Raw genomic sequence first — 16,198 nt, 5'->3', positions numbered from 1 at the left:
TAAATGCGCTTGATTCGCTATCATCTTGGTATGCGTTCCCAAAGTACATCCAATTCTGCCCAACACACCAATACCCAATCCGACTTTGCGGTCGTTGGGGGTGGTATTGTGGGTAAGGCAAGTGCACTTGCCATGGCTCAACTGGGCTACTCGGTGATTCAAATTGCACCCGATTTGCATCAGACAATTGCGCTTGAGCCTTCCTTTGGGCAGCGAATCTATGCGCTCTCACCGAGTACCAAACATCTTTTATCCGAACTAAACATTTGGGATGGCTTAGACCAGAATCGCATTCAAGTAGTGCGCGATATGCGAATCTATGGCGATCGTGGGCAAAAGCATGATCAACTGCATTTCTCGGCCTTTGAGGCTGGTCGACCGGAACTTGCCTGGATTGCTGAATCTGATTTGATTGAAGCCACGCTAACCCAAGCGATGCGGTTCAGTAAGAATCTACAAAGCATTGAGGCCAGTGTTGACGAGGTTCGGTTTGAGCCCAATACTTCTCCAACGCTTTCATTGAGCAATGGTCAAACCATCCAAGCCAAACTGGTGATCGCAGCCGATGGTGCGAACTCCCCTCTACGCCAGTCAGTTGGAATTGAAATCGATCAACACCCCTATGATCAGCACGCAGTGGTTGCCAACTTTACCTGCTCGATTGCCCATCGCGAGACCGCCTACCAATGGTTCTTGCCCAATGGCGATATCTTAGCCATGCTGCCATTACCCCAGCAACAGGTTTCAATGGTATGGTCAACACAAAATGAGCATGCCGACTATTTATTACAACTGGATAGCCAGACATGGTCAAACCAATTTGGTGTGGAAGTTCATGATCAACTCGGTGAGCTGCAACTGCAATCCACACCAGCAAGCTTTCCTCTGCGACGCATCAAAGCGCATCGCCTGATTGGCCCAGACTACGATCCTAAATTAATCTTGGTTGGTGATTCTGCACACGTCATGCACCCATTGGCTGGTCAAGGCCTCAATCTAGGCTTACGGGATGTGGCAAGCCTGCTTCACATCATGAAGCACAAAGAGTCCTATCGGGAAGTAGATGATCGCATTTTGCTGCGTCGCTATGAGCGCGAGCGCGAAGGAGATACCACCTCACTTTTATGGCTGACGGATCGCTTAAAGAAACTGTTTGCAGCACAAAGCCCAATCGAAAAGGGATTACGAAACTGGGGCTTAGGAATGGTTAATCGAAGTCATATCATCAAGCGCCAACTGATTGAGCGCGCACTAGGAGAACAGTTGCATGGGTAAATTGATTCAGCATTTAGGTCTGGTGATCGTCTTGGTCGGCTTTTTTGGCTCAGTCGATGCCATGTCAGAAAGACAAGTTCGCGCCGAGTTGCAAAAGCGCTTAGGCACCTCAGCAAACGTTCGCAACATTACGCCATCGCCTATTCCAGGTTTATTTGAGGTCCAGATCAATCAAGAGATTTTCTATACCGATAGCAGTGCCAAGTATTTGATTCAGGGGGAAATGATTGAGCTCGCATCGGGCGCCAACTTAACCGCCAAGCGTCAAGAGGATATCAATCGAATCAAATGGTCAGAGCTTCCCCAGGCTAACGCGATCAAAATCGTACGTGGTAATGGTAGCCGTCAAATTGCCGTGTTCTCGGATCCCAACTGTGGTTACTGCAAACGGCTAGAGCGAAGCTTGCAACAACTCGATAATGTCACTATCTACAACTATTTGATTCCAATTCTCTCGGCGGACTCGGCACTCAAATCAAAACAAATTTGGTGCGCAGCCGATCAACAAAAGGCTTGGAACGATTGGATGCTGAGCAACATCACCCCAAGTGGCAAATCGGATTGCACCAATCCAATTGATAAAAATATGGCCATTGCCAAGACCTATGGAATCAATGGCACGCCCACCATTTTCTTTACCGATGGCAGTCGCTTCCCAGGAGCTGTGCAGCTCTCTGATATCGAGAAGAAGCTCGCCTCTTTGAAATAATTCATGATGGCTTTGGATTCCACACCTGTAGTTCAATACACGGTATGGCCTGATGATCTACATGGTCATCGCTTTACCGTTTCGCTCGTGATTCACCATCCAAATCCTCAAGGGCAAGTTGTGCATATGCCCGCATGGATTCCAGGTAGTTATTTAATTCGGGACTTTAGTAAGCATATTGAGTCGATCGCCGCCTTTACTCTCCCCAGAAATCAAACCGAAGTAAAGAAAAAGATTGCCCTAGAGCGTCTCGATAATGATCGCTGGCGTATCCCCAAAGGAACTGGGTCTTGCGAGATTGTTACTACGGTATATGCCTTTGATCAATCGGTACGCACGGCTTATTTAGATCAGGATCGTGGCTTCTTTAATCCCACCAGTCTCTGTCTCGCCGTCGAAGGTCAGGCCCATTTACCCTGTTCACTGGCTATTGCCCCGTCACATAATCAGACTAACAAGCAATGGCAAGTACAAACGACGCTTCGCCAGGTGAAGACCGATGCAAGCAGTTTTGGCTTTTATATGGCCAAAGATTATGCAGATTTGATTGATCATCCGGTCGCGCTCGGACAGTTTGAGACGATTGAGTGGCAATCCTTTGGCACTCCTCACCGCATGGTCATTCAGGGATTAACGAGCGAGCAATCACAATTACTCGATCGAAATCAACTTGCAAATGATCTCCAAGGAATCTGTGATGCCACGATTCGTTTATTTGAGCCTCGCAAGCCCAAGGCACCATTTAAACAATATCTATTTATTGTTAATGCTGCTCTCGATGGCTATGGTGGGCTCGAGCATCGCGACAGCACGGCGCTATTGTGTAAACGCGATCAATTACCTTACGGTGATCACAGCACTCAAAGGCCTAAAAAATCGTATGAAGAGTTTTTAGGACTCTGTAGTCATGAGTATTTTCATGCCTGGCTCGTCAAACGAATTCAGGCGAAAGCCTTTCAACCCTATCGCTTAAATGAACGCAACCACACCCGACTGTTGTGGCTCTTTGAAGGATTTACCAGTTACTACGACGATCTCCAACTCATACGTAGTGGGTGCATCAACATGGAGCGCTACTTGGAGCTAGTGGCTAACAATTGGAACGGGGTATTGCGAAATCCTGGCAGAACCAAACAAAGCGTTGCCGATAGCTCCTTTGATGCTTGGACCAAGTATTACCAGATGGATGAGAATACGCCTAATTCAGTAGTGAGTTACTACGCCAAAGGATCACTCATTGCCCTAGGTCTGGATCTTTTAATTCGGCAGCACTCAATCCATCAACACTCACTGGATGATGTCATGCGCTTTTTATGGAAAGAACATGGCAAAACTGGGATTGGAATTAATCAATATGCTCTAGATCTAGCCATTAGCTCAACGATTGGGATTGGCTTTAATAAAACTTGGCAACGCTTTAAGCGCGACTTCATTGATGGCACAGAAGATCTACCCTTGCAAATTTGGTTACCTCAGATTGCTAATATCGAAGTGGCACAAAAGCAAGCGAACTTTACTGAATCCATCAAACTAGCCCTTGGGATGCGCTATACCGATAGCAACGGCTGGATCAAGGTAACGCATGTGCTTGATGGTGGCATTGCCCAGCAGGCAGGGCTGGCCCCAAACGATCTGATTGGTAGCATTAATCAGCAACGCATCACCAGCGCGAGGATCGATCAAGTACTCGGAAGTCTTGTGAGCAGCAAGAAAATCGCTTTCCATTACTTCCGACAAGATCAAGAGCATCAAACTAGCGTTGCCTTAAAGCTCGACTGTCCAGCTCAATATGAGCTCAAGCAGCCTAAAAAATAGTATTGCTCCATCAGCATGGATCTAAAGCAGTTCATCCCTGATGATTGGCGGCTGCTATTAAATGACTATCTGCAATCAAGTGATTGGCACTCCCTATCTAAAAAGTTTGCTATCGAATACCAACAACACGGCGATGCGATTCGTCCCGATCGAGAGCAGATCTTCAATGCTTTGCATCTCACACCGGTCAATCAAGTAAAGGTTGTCATTTTGGGACAAGACCCCTATCACTCACCGGGACTGGCGCAAGGCTTAGCATTCTCAGTCCCCAAGGATATTCAGCTGCAATCCAAACAATTTCCTAGCTCACTGCGCAATATCAATAAAGCATTAATGCTTGAGGGATTGGGATCTCTCAGCAATGGCGATTTAACCCACTGGGCAAAGCAAGGGGTATTGTTATTAAACACCGCCCTCTCAGTTCGTCTCAGTGAAGCAAACTCGCATGCGCAATTAGGGTGGAAACCTTTTGTGATTGAGATCATTCAAAAACTCTCGCAACAACCTAATCTCGTTTGGATGCTTTGGGGTGGCCATGCGCAGTCTATGGAGGAATATATTCACAATCCCAACGAACACCTCATCCTGAAATCTTCCCACCCCTCAGGCCTTGGGGTGTATAAAACGGCACAACCATTTATTTACCCAGGTGACCAAAAAAGTTGCGGGCACTTTACGAAGGCAAATGCGTATTTAATAACTCATCAGAAAAGTCTAATTGCCTGGACAAAGTTCGGTCAACAAGAGTTCAAATTAAGCTCGCACGGACAATAGGTAGACTTGGGGCAATAAAAATCCCCCCACAATCGCACTGCCCCACTCGAGCATTTGCCCAGCAGTAAATAGCCCCGCAGCTTGGCCTCCAAAACTTGCAAAGGCAGTCCCAAGAATCCCAAGAAACATACTCCAGAGGTAGGTTGCTTTAGTCCGCTTGGCTCGTTTAGCACCCTTATTTCTAGGGGAAAACCCAGGAAAATAATAGGCAGAAGCCCAGCCCATCAAGCTTCCGAGTAGTAAATAAGCCAAAAACCCCATTCAAAACGCCCCTATTAGCCCCAAGAAACCTATAATTATCAATATGAAGCTGTTGACTTTGGGTATTAACCATCACACAGCGCCAGTTGCCGTTCGGGAAAAAGTGGCTTTTGATCCCGAGGGTCTGCTTGACGCATTATCCGACCTACGCTCCCATTTGGGTGGCGTTAATCGTGGCGGCATGCCTGAGGCAACCATTCTGTCGACCTGTAATCGTACCGAACTCTATTGCGCGGCCAATGATCCTGCCTCTGAGGGTGAGTTTCATGAGGCAACGTTTGATTGGTTAGCCAAAAGCCAAAATTTAGCACCCAGCGTTTTACAACCTCATATCTATACCCTGCCGCAATCCGATGCCGTGCGTCATGCATTTCGGGTCGCTTGTGGTTTGGATTCAATGGTGATTGGTGAGACTCAAATCTTGGGTCAAATGAAAGATGCGGTTCGCACCGCCAATGAGGCTGGCGCTTTAGGAACCTATCTCAATCAACTCTTTCAGAAAACCTTTTCCGTTGCGAAGGAGGTTCGTGGCTCAACTGAAATCGGTGCCCATTCCATTTCGATGGCTGCTGCATCGGTTCGCTTAGCCGAACGCATCTTTGCATCGATTGGCGAACAGAAAATTCTCTTCATTGGTGCCGGTGAAATGATCACCCTCTGTGCTACCCACTTCGTGGCTCGCAAGCCCCGTGGTGCAGCGATTGCAAATCGTACTGTAGAGCGTGGACAAGAACTGGCGGACTCAATCTCAGCCCAAAACATCGAAGCGGAGTCCTTTCGTCTCAATGACCTTCCCACACGTCTTCATGAGTTTGACATCATTGTCTCGTCGACCGCTAGCCCGCTACCCATTATTGGCTTGGGGATGGTGGAAAGTGCCCTAAAGCTTAGACGACGCAAGCCCATGGTGATGATTGATCTGGCCGTACCACGCGACTTTGAGCCCGAGATCGCCCGATTAAATGATGTGTATCTCTATACGGTGGATGACTTAGGCACTATGGCCCAAGCCGGTGCCAATTTACGTCAAGCCGCAGTAAGCCAGGCCGAGATCATTATTGAAGAGCGTGTGAGTAATTTCATGCACTGGCTACAAGGCCGTAATGCCGTACCGTTAATCCAAGATCTTCAACTACAAGGTGATCGCCTACGACAAATTGAGCTAGAGCGCGCACTTAAACGCTTAGTTCGCGGCGAGGACCCGCAAGAGGTTCTCAATGCCATGGCCCAGGGTCTTACTAATAAGTTCTTGCATGGCTCCTTACACGCCCTACAACACGCTAGTGGTTCGGAGCGTGACGCTTTACTGAAATTACTACCCAAGTTATTTGCCACTCACTCCAGCGATAAAAATAATTCTTCCGATAGCCATTAGATGAAACCCAGCATGCGTGCCAAGCTGGAGCATCTGGATGCCCGTTTGGCTGAACTCAATACCATTTTGATGCAAGAAGACTCCGCCAAGGATATGGATGTCTATCGCAAACTCACGCGTGAGCATGCTGATATTTCAACGGTGGTGGAGCAGTTTGGGCTTTACAAAAAAGCAGAGGCGGATGCAAAGGCTGCTAGCGAAATGCGCCTTGACCCAGAAATGAAGGACTTTGCCGACGAAGAAGAAAAAGATGCACAAGCACGGATGGCCGATCTTGAGAAAAGCCTACAAACCCTTTTACTACCCAAAGATGAAGACGATGGGCGCAATATCTTTTTAGAGATCCGAGCGGGCACTGGCGGTGATGAAAGTGCTTTGTTTGCAGCTGATCTACTACGCATGTATACCCGCTACGCCGAGCGTCAGGGCTGGAAAACTGAGATTGTTAGTCAAGCCGAGTCGGATCTCGGGGGCTATAAAGAGGTGATCGTGCGCTTAGCGGGCAATGATGTCTACGCCAAGATGAAGTTTGAGTCTGGTGGTCATCGGGTACAGCGCGTCCCGCAAACTGAGACTCAAGGACGGATTCATACATCGGCTTGTACGGTTGCAGTGATGCCCGAAGTCGATGAAATCGAGAGCGTCAAAATTAATCCAGCAGAGATCCGCATCGACACCTTTCGGGCCTCGGGTGCTGGTGGACAACACATCAATAAAACCGACTCTGCAGTGCGGATCACTCACCTTCCTACTGGAATAGTGGTGGAGTGCCAAGACGATCGCAGCCAACATCGCAATAAAGATCAAGCCATGAAGGTCTTAGTCTCACGCATCATGGATGCCCAACGATATGCGCAGCAGCAAGAACAAGCCCAAACCCGTAAATCCTTAGTGGGTAGTGGCGATCGCAGTGACCGGATTCGCACCTACAACTTTCCCCAAGGTCGAATTACCGATCACCGTATCAACCTAACCCTCTACAAAATTGATGCCATGATGGATGGCGATATTGGCGATCTATTAAATGCCCTGGCAGCAGAACATCAAGCTGAACTCTTAGCCGCCATGGGCGATGCGTAATCCGCATCATGGCCAACACGATTGCTACTCTCCTCAAGAGTACCCCACTTAATAAAACCGATGCCAAGTCCTTGCTGGGGCATTTACTGGATAGGCATCTGGGTTGGCCACGTTCGGCTCTGATTTCTAAAGATCAAGAACCCCTCCCAAATGAACTTCTCATCGCCTGGAAATCGCTAGAAGCCCAGCGCGCGTCTGGGGTGCCCGTGGCCTATCTCACAGGAGTGAAGGGTTTTCATGGAATTGAGCTCAAGGTCAATGAGTCGGTATTGATCCCCCGCCCCGAGACCGAACTCTTGGTCGATCTTGCTCTAGAAGAAATAAAGCATATTCATGCGAACCACCCCAATCAAACCATTCAGATTCTGGATTTGGGGACAGGCTCCGGAGCGATTGCTCTAGCGATTGCCCATGAATGCGCTATCAGCAAAACGCCGATCAATCTAAGCATTCTGGGGATTGATCAATCGAGTGATGCGATTGAACTCGCGCGCGAGAATGCCAAAACCTTAGGGCTTAATCATATGGTCGAGTTTTTGCAAAGCAATTGGTATGACGCGATACCCGATCGATACCAAACCGCATTTGATGTGATCGTCAGTAATCCTCCCTACATTCAAAAGGACGACCCCCATTTGCAAGAGGGCGATCTATGCTTTGAGCCCAAAGCAGCTCTCACCGATGATGGCGATGGCCTGTCGTGCATTCGGGAGATTGTGAATCACGCCCAGCATTACTTAAAGCCTGGTGGCCTGATTGCCATCGAGCATGGCTATGATCAGGCGGCTGCGGTTGCTACGCTCCTAGAGAAGCGTGCATTTCATGAAATTGCTACCATTACTGATCTAGCGGGGCATTTACGAGTCACGCAGGCCAGAAAATAAGACCCTACTTTTTAATCGGTCATAAAATAGCTATCAAGTAAAAATTGAAGCAAACCCAGTTCGTTTATGAAAGGATTTCATCACCATGAGTGATACCCAAACCAAGATCAAAGAAATTGTGACCAGCCATCCCGTGGTTCTATTTATGAAGGGTACCGCACAGTTCCCACAATGCGGCTTCTCGGGTAACGCCGTGAATATCTTGCGTGCCTGTGGCCTAGAGACCTTGCATACCGTCAATGTCTTTGATGATGAAGCCATTCGCCAAGGTATTAAAGAGTATGCAAACTGGCCAACCATTCCTCAGCTTTATGTCAATGGCGAGTTCATTGGTGGTTCAGACATCATGACCGAGATGTACCAAAGCGGCGAACTCAAAAAACTCCTCGGTCTTTGATCGCAAGCCCCCTCCTCAAAAGCTCACTCGGTGGGCTTGGTCTGCAGTAGACTAAGCCCATGACAGACCTTCCTACCCTGATTACCATTGTTGCCCTTGGCATTTCCATCGGGCTTGGAATGTATGTTGCCATTCTTCGATCCAATCAGAATCAACAACAGGCTACTATTACTGAGGTAACTGCCCAGTTAGAGCAAATTAGGGTTGAGCGTGACCAAGTCCTCCAGCGCGCCATTCGCCTAGAGGCTGAGTTGGATTCAGAGCGTAAGCAAGTTCAACATCGGATTGATTCATTAAACGAGGCCAAAGAGGCGCTCACCAATCAGTTTAAGAATCTCGCCAATGAGATTTTGGAAGATAAAACCAAGAAGTTCACGGAGCAAAATGCCCAGCAGCTCGATATTTTGCTAAAGCCCCTACAAACCAAGCTCACCGAGTTCAAGGAACAAGTGAGCAACTCTTACGAAAAAGAATCTAGGGAACGCTTTGCACTTAAGCACGAAATTGAGCGTCTAGCCAATCTCAACCTCAAGATGTCGGATGAGGCACGCTCGCTTACCAATGCACTAAAGGGCGACTCTAAGATTCAAGGGAACTGGGGAGAGCTCGTTCTGGAATCCATCCTGGAGTCCTCGGGCTTACGTAAAGGAGAAGAGTATCTGGTTCAGGATAGCCATATGCAGGCGGATGGCAGTCGCTTACAGCCTGATGTGATTATTAAGTTACCTGAGGGTCGCCACCTCGTAATCGATAGTAAAGTATCAATTACGGCCTATGCCAGACATACTGAGGCAGCCAGTCCAGATGAAGCCGATAAGGAACTACTCGCCCACATTCAATCAATTCGGCAACATATTCAAGGTTTGTCTGGGAAGAACTATGCTGGGATTGCGGATATCGCCAGCGTGGATTTTGTATTGATGTTTATTCCCATTGAGCCGGCTTTTTTAAGTGCTCTCAAGTCTGCCCCTAATCTCTACCAAGAGGCGCTTAGTAAAAATATCGTCTTGGTATGCCCCAGCACCCTAATGGCTACTTTACGGACTGTCGCCCACTTGTGGAGGCAGGATCAACAGAACAAAAATGCCATGGAGATTGCCCGTCAGTGCGCCAGCCTCTATGACAAGTTCGTGGGCTTTGTAGAGGACCTTGAACAAATCGGCAAGCGCCTAGAGCAAGCGCAATCGAGTTATCACGATGCTTTCAATAAACTTAAAACGGGTAAAGGCAATCTAATTAAAGCTGCTGAGAAGGTCAAAGAATTGGGTGTGAAGCCCAATAAGATGATTGCGAGCAATCTACTCACGCAAGATGATGACTCAGCATAAATAAAAACCCGCTCACTCGGAGCGGGTCTTCAAGAACAACGAATTGCTAATTAAGCAACCTTACGAGCCTTTGCAGGAGCGGCGGCTTTTTTAACTTGTGCCAATTGGCCTTGGAATGCTTCAAATGCTTGATCAGCTGATTTCTCAACAGTAGCCAATGCATCTTTGCTAGCTTCACGGAACTGCTCAATACCTTGCATCACTGAGTTCATCGAGGTTTTGAATGCAGATACAAAAACATCCGAACCAGCGGGTGCATTTGCAGCCAAGGTATTTACCCAGTCTTGCATGCCAGCTTGAGCTTGCTCAATGCTAGCTTCTACGACATCAGCAAACTCTTTACCGCTCTCACGCAATACTTTGGTTACTTTGCGCTGATGAGCAATGGCTTGATTACCAACGTCTTGCAAAGTATCGGCTTGCAAAAGTTCGGTTACTTGCTTTGGATCTTTTGCACTCAATACTTGCTGAATGTTCTCTTGAGCATTTAACAACGCAGCTTTAGAAGCGTCGTAGTTCAATTCAACGAGTTTCTGAGCATTCTCAAGAGCAGCTTCGCTCAAAGAAAATACGGTCTCGAGGTTCTTGCTCTGGATTTGCGACAATTTTGCTGCGACTTGATCTTGATTCATGGTGTACTCTCCAATTAATTAATTCGTTTGATATTGCACTGCACCATGAAACTATACCCAATTATTTGCTGCTGCGCAATAAATATGTGTGCAATGCAACAAAATACTCGGGTATTGAATAAAATAGTCAATTAAATCAATTATTTATAATAAATCTACTGTGCAAAATCCCCCAAATACCAACCATTCTTACCCCAAAATTGCCACTGCTGCCTGTTTTGGCACCTTTCTAGAGTGGTACGACTTCCTCACCTTTGCCACCCTGGCAGTGGCCTTTGCCCCACTCTTTTTTCCAAGCTCCGACCCCATGACGGGCCTCTTAGCCAGTCTTGCAACCTTTGGGGCAGGGATGGTGGTTAGACCCTTGGGTGCAGCATTCTTTGGCTCTCTCGGTGATCGGATTGGGCGTCGGCCAGTCTTTCTAATCACGATCACCTTAATGGGCGGAGCTACTTTCGCCGTGGGATTTTTACCCACCTATGAGCAAATTGGGATTTGGGCACCCATTTGCTTGGTAACCCTAAGACTTCTTCAAGGCCTATCTGCCGGTGGAGAAATTGGCGGGAGTGCGGTCTACTTAACTGAGCATGCAGGAAGCACCAACCGGGGATTGAAGACAAGTGTTTTACAACTCATGGGTCCGCTTGGAATGCTGGCCTCCATCCTGCAATTGGTCTTACTCCATCACTATTTAGATCCGGAGAGTTTTAAAGAATGGGGCTGGCGGGTGCCCTTCTGGTTCTCCATTGTTCTTCTGCTAGTTGCCCTCAAGGTTCGGATGACCCTTGAGGAAACGCCAATCTTTAAAGCGATGCTCGCTAAGGGCGAGCTAGCCAAATCACCACTGCGCGATAACTTTAAAGACAAAGAAACGCGTAAGCAAATGTTTCTGTTGTTCTTCTGCATCTCAGCGGGCGGATCTGTCCTCTTTTTCTGTGTGCAGGTCTATACCGGTATCTTCATGAAATCCGCCTTGCAAATGAGTTCGCAAATTGTGGATACCCTCACTATCACCGCAACGCTCGTTCTCTTTCCGATGGTGATTATTGCGGGAGCGCTCTCCGACAAAATTGGTCGACGTCCAGTCGTGATTAGCGGCTTATTACTTGGAACAATCCTGATTCAGCCTGCCTATCAATTTCTGCAAAGCCTATCAATGCAAAGTGCCCCTGATTATTTTCTAATGAGCGCAACCTTAATTGCACTGGCAATACCGCTTTCATTAGTTGTGGGGCCTCAAACGGCTCTTCTAGCGGAGCTGTTTCCAGCGAGAACACGCAATAGCGCAGCAACTTTGCCACACAACCTAGCAGCCGGCTGGATCGGGGGATTGCTCCCGTTGATTGTGACCTGGCTCAATAAAGAGTTTGCGAGTCAACTTGCAGGGCTTTGGTATCCAACTCTTTTCCTAGCGATTGCAGCAACTTTGGCAATACTGTATCTGCCAGAGACAAGGAAAGTAGATCTAAATCAATGAAGATAGGATCAAGAGGGTGATTGGTGCCCCATGTCCGACTCGAACAGACCACCTACTGATTACAAATCAGTTGCTCTACCAGATGAGCTAATGGGGCATTGACCTACTAGAACTGGATTTTAACTTACTTCACAATCTTCAAAACAGGGCGCTCGCTCTTGGTCTTGGTGGCTTCTTGGTTACCAAGTCCCTTATCTACTGGACCCTTGGTCTCGGGATCAAAGGGGAAGGACATCCCTTGGCCGTTTTCTCGGGCGTAGATTGCTAATACGTGCGTGACCGGCACTAATACTTTCTTCGGTACACCACCAAACCTTGCCTGAAAACTGATCCAATCGTTCTCAATATGCAGCTGATGGCAAGCCTCTGAAGAGATGTTGAGAACAATCTCGTTATTTTTGACAAACTCCATGGGCACTTCAACCCGATCATCAACAAAAACGGCTAAGAACGGTGTAAAACCAAAATCCGTACACCACTGATGCAGTGCACGGATGAGATAGGGTTTGGTACTTGGAGTTTCGCTAGCCATATTACTATTTTAAGCTAGCGACATAGACGCTTCGATTAACGACGCATGACCTTTTCAGAAGGGGTCAAGGCCTCAATGTAAGCAGGACGACTGAAAATGCGCTCAGCATATTTCAGGAGTGGGGCAGCATTTCTGGAAAGATCAATACCATAGTGCTCTAGGCGCCACAACAGAGGAGCAATTGCCACATCCAACATCGAGAACTCATCCCCCAACATATACTTGTTCTTTACAAATACCGGTGCTAATTGAGTCAACCGATCCCGAATTGCTATTCGGGCCTTCTCATGCAACTTCTCAGCACTCTTGCCCTTTTCGTTCTCAAGCGCACTCACATGCACAAAGAGTTCTTTCTCAAAATTAAACAGAAATAAGCGGGCACGGGCACGAGCCACTGGATCGGGCGGCATTAACTGTGGATGAGGAAAGCGCTCATCAATGTACTCATTAATGATGTTGGACTCATACAAAATCAGATCACGCTCAACCAAAATAGGAACTTGGCCATAGGGGTTCATGACCGAGATATCTTCTGGTTTATTGAAGAGATCTACATCACGAATCTCAAAATCCATACCCTTCTCAAAGAGAACTAGGCGGCAGCGTTGTGAGAATGGGCAATTGGTACCCGAGTACAACACCATCATAAGCAAATATCCTTCAAATCAAATAATCAAAATACGCTAAGTTAGTTCTTAGCGAATGTCTTTCCAGTACGCCTTGTTCAGACGCCATGCAAGCAAGGTAAAGATTGCAAGGAATAGAAGGACGACGACACCGATCCGCTTACGTTGTAACTGAGTAGGCTCAGCCATCCAAGACATAAATGAAACGAGGTCCGCAATATTATCATCATATTCTTGGGGCTTCATTAATCCTGGGGTGGTTTGCTCAAATCCTTTGAAGACTTTAGTTGTCTTGGCAGGATTCTTGGGATCTTTTACCTCTTCAAACTTAGCAATACGCTCACCCTGGAGTTCCCACAATACATGGGGCATACCAACATTGGGATAGACCATGTTATTCCAACCCGTTGGACTCTCCTCATCCTTGTAATAAGTACGGAAGTAGGTATAGAGCCAATCGGTACCGCGGGCACGAGCTTCAACCGATAAATCAGGTGGAACCTTACCAAACCAAGCCTTAGCATCCTTAGGGGTCATCGAGATAGTCATCAGATCGCCTACCTTTTGATCGCCCAAGATCAAGTTGTCTTTAATCTGCTGATCACTCAAACCAATATCACGCAAACGGTTGTAACGTAAGTTCACTGCAGAATGGCAACCTAAGCAGTAGTTCACAAAAATCTTAGCACCATTTTGCAAAGAGGCATTGTTATTTACACGGTTAGGAGCGCTATCAAGAGGAAAGTCGCTGCCAGCCGCAAATGCAGCGCTCACCATGAAGCTACCTAAGCCCACTACAACAAACTTCTTAAGCGCACCGATCATATAAAGAGAATGGTTCATCTGGATTCCTAATATCTTCTATTGTTCTTATGGATTAGTGCGCCTCAAAGGTCACGCGATCGGGCACAGGCTTAAATTTACCCATCTTGCTCCACCAAGGCATGGCAAAGAAAAATGCCAGATAGTAAATCGTACATACCTGCGAGATCTTCTCAAAAAGTGGTGAAGGTGGCTTGATGCCGAGATAACCCAAGATCACAAAGCTCACAATGAAAATGCCGTAAATGTATTTATGAAAATCTGGGCGATAACGGATCGATCGCACTGGGGATTTATCGAGCCAAGGCAAGAAGAACAGGATCACGACCGTACCGCCCATGATGACCACGCCCCAGAACTTCGCATCAAACACATAAAAACCAACCGCAAGAGCAGCCAAAATGCCAACGCAAACGGCTTTCACCCGGATGTCTTTGTTGTTCTTAATGACCATCCCCAAAATCACTGCACACAGAATCCACAGAGGAATTAGGAATGGTGTGGTGGTGGCACGTAGCATTGAATAGAACGGCGTGAAATACCAGACCGGGGCAATGTGCGAAGGCGTTTGCAAAGGATCAGCCGGAATGAAATTGTTCGCCTCTAAGAAGTAACCACCCATCTCAGGTGCAAAGAACACAATGGCGGCGAAGATCATGAGGAACACACCGAGACCCATAATGTCATGCACTGAGTAGTAAGGATGAAATGGAATGCCGTCCACTGGCTTACCAGAGGCATCTAAGTTGTTCTTAATATCAATGCCGTCAGGGTTGTTAGAGCCCACTTCATGTAGCGCAATGATATGAGCTGCAACTAAGCCAACTAGAACTAATGGCAAAGCGATCACGTGCAAAGAGAAGAAGCGATTCAAAGTTGCGTCGCCCACCACATAATCACCGCGTAGCCACAAAGCCAAGTCTGGACCAATTAAGGGAATAGCAGCAAAGAGATTAATAATCACCTGAGCGCCCCAGTAGGACATTTGGCCCCAGGGTAAGAGATATCCCAAGAAAGCCTCAGCCATGAGCAATAAGAAAATGGTGCAACCAAAGATCCAAATGAGTTCACGCGGTTTTTGATAAGAACCATAGATCAAGCCACGGAACATATGCAGGTAGACCACTACGAAGAACATCGAAGCGCCAGTCGAGTGCATGTAACGAATCAGCCAACCCCAGGGAACCTCGCGCATGATGTACTCAACCGAATCAAATGCTTTCATGGCATCGGGTTTGTAGTTCATGACGAGGAAAATACCGGTCACAATCTGAATCACCAACACCACAATGGCTAAGGAGCCAAAGAAGTACCAGAAGTTAAAGTTCTTTGGAGCATAGTACTCGCTCATATGCTCTTTAAAGAGCTTAGTCAATGGAAAGCGAGAATCCACCCAGGCCAGGCCCTTTTGGGCAACAGAGGCGTTTTCTGGGACTTTAATTTCTTGAAATGCCATGGTTAGTTTCCTAAATCAGTAACTAATAATTAGATAAATAAATTACGACTTCTTGTCCTCACCAATCAAAATCTTGGTGTCGCTCAAATACATATGGGGAGGCACTTCTAGGTTATCTGGAGCAGGCTTGTTCTTATACACACGGCCAGCCAAGTCAAAGGTGGAACCATGGCATGGGCACAAGAAACCGCCCGGCCAATCGTTTGGCAAAGATGGTTGTGGGCCTGCTTGCAACTTCGCTGTTGGCGAGCAACCTAAATGTGAACAAATACCAACTGCCACAAAATACTCAGGCTTAATCGAGCGGTGGTCATTGCGGGCATAAGGAGGTGTTAAAGCTGCGGGATCACGCAAGGATTTGGGATCGGCCAGCTCGCCATCTAATTTAGGAAGTTCAGCTACTTGCTCTGGGGTGCGGCGCAAGACCCAAACTGGCTTTCCGCGCCACTCAACCGTCCGAATCTCATCGGGCTTCATGCCGGAGATATCGACCTCAACCGGGGCACCAGCAGCCTTAGCACGCTCGGATGGTTGGAAACTATCTAGAAATGGGTATGCAACAGCAGCGGCTCCGCAACCACCAACAGCAGTCGTAGCAATCAGCCAAGTACGGCGGTCTTTATCCATTTTTGGGGTATCACTCATGTACGATCTATCCTTGTGCCTAAGTCAAATAAGGGGTTCTAAAGGGTGAATTGCATAAACCTCCAATTTTAAGGTAAAAAGCCAAATGACCGCTTAATTTGGGTCAATTT

The 16,198-nt window shown here is 47.4% G+C and carries 17 protein-coding genes and 1 tRNA gene; 10 read left to right on the top strand and 8 right to left on the bottom strand.

Annotated elements, in window-relative coordinates:
• Positions 1-30: 30 nt before the first annotated feature.
• Genes QUE60_RS00700 through QUE60_RS00685 form a run of 4 tightly spaced genes read left to right on the top strand, consistent with a single transcriptional unit; the run spans position 31 to position 4,573 of the window.
• Positions 31-1,275: an FAD-dependent monooxygenase gene (locus QUE60_RS00700; protein WP_286226876.1), complete on the top strand. Its 1,245-nt coding sequence runs from the start codon at positions 31-33 to the stop codon at positions 1,273-1,275.
• Entirely contained in the window at positions 1,268-1,984 is a 717-nt protein-coding gene (locus QUE60_RS00695) for a DsbC family protein (protein WP_286225486.1), read from the top strand. The genes QUE60_RS00700 and QUE60_RS00695 overlap by 8 nt, the downstream gene beginning before the upstream one ends.
• Before the next feature lie 3 nt (positions 1,985-1,987).
• Positions 1,988-3,799, top strand: coding sequence for a M61 family metallopeptidase (locus QUE60_RS00690; protein WP_286226875.1), 1,812 nt, complete (start codon positions 1,988-1,990; stop codon positions 3,797-3,799).
• 15 nt (positions 3,800-3,814) lie between these two features.
• On the top strand, positions 3,815-4,573 hold the full coding sequence (locus QUE60_RS00685; protein ID WP_286226874.1) for a uracil-DNA glycosylase: 759 nt from the start codon (positions 3,815-3,817) through the stop codon (positions 4,571-4,573).
• On the opposite strand, the gene QUE60_RS00680 is transcribed toward QUE60_RS00685, so the two are convergent.
• The gene (locus QUE60_RS00680) at positions 4,553-4,834 is read right to left on the bottom strand and encodes a hypothetical protein (RefSeq protein ID WP_286226873.1); all 282 of its coding nucleotides are present in this window, start codon (positions 4,832-4,834) and stop codon (positions 4,553-4,555) included. The two genes, QUE60_RS00685 and QUE60_RS00680, sit on opposite strands and share 21 nt — an antisense overlap.
• Positions 4,835-4,877: 43 nt before the next feature.
• On the opposite strand from QUE60_RS00680, the gene hemA reads away from it, so the two are divergent.
• From hemA to QUE60_RS00655, 5 genes are all read left to right on the top strand, one after another.
• Entirely contained in the window at positions 4,878-6,209 is a 1,332-nt protein-coding gene (hemA, locus tag QUE60_RS00675; protein WP_286223832.1) for a glutamyl-tRNA reductase, read from the top strand.
• Positions 6,210-7,289, top strand: a complete 1,080-nt coding sequence (prfA, locus tag QUE60_RS00670; protein ID WP_286223831.1) for a peptide chain release factor 1 — start codon at positions 6,210-6,212, stop codon at positions 7,287-7,289.
• A gap of 8 nt (positions 7,290-7,297) precedes the next feature.
• Complete coding sequence (gene prmC / locus QUE60_RS00665; RefSeq protein ID WP_286226872.1) at positions 7,298-8,173, top strand: peptide chain release factor N(5)-glutamine methyltransferase; 876 nt, start codon at positions 7,298-7,300, stop codon at positions 8,171-8,173.
• 85 nt (positions 8,174-8,258) lie between these two features.
• Entirely contained in the window at positions 8,259-8,570 is a 312-nt protein-coding gene (grxD, locus tag QUE60_RS00660) for a Grx4 family monothiol glutaredoxin (RefSeq protein ID WP_286226871.1), read from the top strand.
• 59 nt (positions 8,571-8,629) lie between these two features.
• The gene (locus tag QUE60_RS00655) at positions 8,630-9,898 is read left to right on the top strand and encodes a DNA recombination protein RmuC (RefSeq protein WP_286226870.1); all 1,269 of its coding nucleotides are present in this window, start codon (positions 8,630-8,632) and stop codon (positions 9,896-9,898) included.
• Between the two features lie 50 nt (positions 9,899-9,948).
• Here QUE60_RS00655 and QUE60_RS00650 read toward each other — a convergent pair whose 3' ends face one another.
• Positions 9,949-10,530, bottom strand: coding sequence for a phasin family protein (locus QUE60_RS00650; RefSeq protein WP_286226869.1), 582 nt, complete (start codon positions 10,528-10,530; stop codon positions 9,949-9,951).
• A 160-nt stretch (positions 10,531-10,690) separates the two neighbouring features.
• Between QUE60_RS00650 and QUE60_RS00645 the strand changes: the two genes are divergently transcribed.
• Positions 10,691-12,007 (top strand): MFS transporter, encoded by a 1,317-nt coding sequence (locus QUE60_RS00645; RefSeq protein WP_286223827.1) that lies wholly within the window; start codon positions 10,691-10,693, stop codon positions 12,005-12,007.
• A gap of 21 nt (positions 12,008-12,028) precedes the next feature.
• Here QUE60_RS00645 and QUE60_RS00640 read toward each other — a convergent pair.
• From QUE60_RS00640 to petA, 6 genes are all read right to left on the bottom strand, one after another.
• A tRNA-Thr gene (locus tag QUE60_RS00640) sits at positions 12,029-12,104 on the bottom strand.
• Positions 12,105-12,131: 27 nt separating this feature from the next.
• Complete coding sequence (locus QUE60_RS00635; protein WP_286223826.1) at positions 12,132-12,539, bottom strand: ClpXP protease specificity-enhancing factor; 408 nt, start codon at positions 12,537-12,539, stop codon at positions 12,132-12,134.
• 35 nt (positions 12,540-12,574) lie between these two features.
• Positions 12,575-13,186 (bottom strand): glutathione S-transferase N-terminal domain-containing protein, encoded by a 612-nt coding sequence (locus QUE60_RS00630; RefSeq protein WP_108507650.1) that lies wholly within the window; start codon positions 13,184-13,186, stop codon positions 12,575-12,577.
• A gap of 48 nt (positions 13,187-13,234) precedes the next feature.
• Entirely contained in the window at positions 13,235-13,990 is a 756-nt protein-coding gene (locus QUE60_RS00625; RefSeq protein ID WP_458574695.1) for a cytochrome c1, read from the bottom strand.
• A gap of 52 nt (positions 13,991-14,042) precedes the next feature.
• Entirely contained in the window at positions 14,043-15,443 is a 1,401-nt protein-coding gene (locus QUE60_RS00620) for a cytochrome b (RefSeq protein WP_286223825.1), read from the bottom strand.
• Positions 15,444-15,485: 42 nt separating this feature from the next.
• Positions 15,486-16,088, bottom strand: coding sequence for a ubiquinol-cytochrome c reductase iron-sulfur subunit (petA, locus tag QUE60_RS00615; RefSeq protein WP_286223824.1), 603 nt, complete (start codon positions 16,086-16,088; stop codon positions 15,486-15,488).
• Positions 16,089-16,198 lie beyond the last annotated feature (110 nt).

The sequence above is a fragment of the Polynucleobacter sp. HIN11 genome (assembly GCF_030297675.1).
Classification (GTDB): Bacteria; Pseudomonadota; Gammaproteobacteria; order Burkholderiales; family Burkholderiaceae; genus Polynucleobacter.
The sequence above is the reverse complement of the archived record's forward strand: the minus strand, read 5'-3'. Positions and strand labels throughout refer to the sequence as shown.

Coding starts and splice junctions, on each gene's coding strand:
- QUE60_RS00700 (WP_286226876.1), top strand. CDS start 31: ATGCGTTCCCAAAGTACATCCAATTCTGCCCAACACACCAATACCCAA.
- QUE60_RS00695 (WP_286225486.1), top strand. CDS start 1,268: ATGGGTAAATTGATTCAGCATTTAGGTCTGGTGATCGTCTTGGTCGGC.
- QUE60_RS00690 (WP_286226875.1), top strand. CDS start 1,988: ATGATGGCTTTGGATTCCACACCTGTAGTTCAATACACGGTATGGCCT.
- QUE60_RS00685 (WP_286226874.1), top strand. CDS start 3,815: ATGGATCTAAAGCAGTTCATCCCTGATGATTGGCGGCTGCTATTAAAT.
- QUE60_RS00680 (WP_286226873.1), bottom strand. CDS start 4,834: ATGGGGTTTTTGGCTTATTTACTACTCGGAAGCTTGATGGGCTGGGCT.
- hemA (WP_286223832.1), top strand. CDS start 4,878: ATGAAGCTGTTGACTTTGGGTATTAACCATCACACAGCGCCAGTTGCC.
- prfA (WP_286223831.1), top strand. CDS start 6,210: ATGAAACCCAGCATGCGTGCCAAGCTGGAGCATCTGGATGCCCGTTTG.
- prmC (WP_286226872.1), top strand. CDS start 7,298: ATGGCCAACACGATTGCTACTCTCCTCAAGAGTACCCCACTTAATAAA.
- grxD (WP_286226871.1), top strand. CDS start 8,259: ATGAGTGATACCCAAACCAAGATCAAAGAAATTGTGACCAGCCATCCC.
- QUE60_RS00655 (WP_286226870.1), top strand. CDS start 8,630: ATGACAGACCTTCCTACCCTGATTACCATTGTTGCCCTTGGCATTTCC.
- QUE60_RS00650 (WP_286226869.1), bottom strand. CDS start 10,530: ATGAATCAAGATCAAGTCGCAGCAAAATTGTCGCAAATCCAGAGCAAG.
- QUE60_RS00635 (WP_286223826.1), bottom strand. CDS start 12,539: ATGGCTAGCGAAACTCCAAGTACCAAACCCTATCTCATCCGTGCACTG.
- QUE60_RS00630 (WP_108507650.1), bottom strand. CDS start 13,186: ATGATGGTGTTGTACTCGGGTACCAATTGCCCATTCTCACAACGCTGC.
- QUE60_RS00625 (WP_458574695.1), bottom strand. CDS start 13,990: ATGATCGGTGCGCTTAAGAAGTTTGTTGTAGTGGGCTTAGGTAGCTTC.
- QUE60_RS00620 (WP_286223825.1), bottom strand. CDS start 15,443: ATGGCATTTCAAGAAATTAAAGTCCCAGAAAACGCCTCTGTTGCCCAA.
- petA (WP_286223824.1), bottom strand. CDS start 16,088: ATGAGTGATACCCCAAAAATGGATAAAGACCGCCGTACTTGGCTGATT.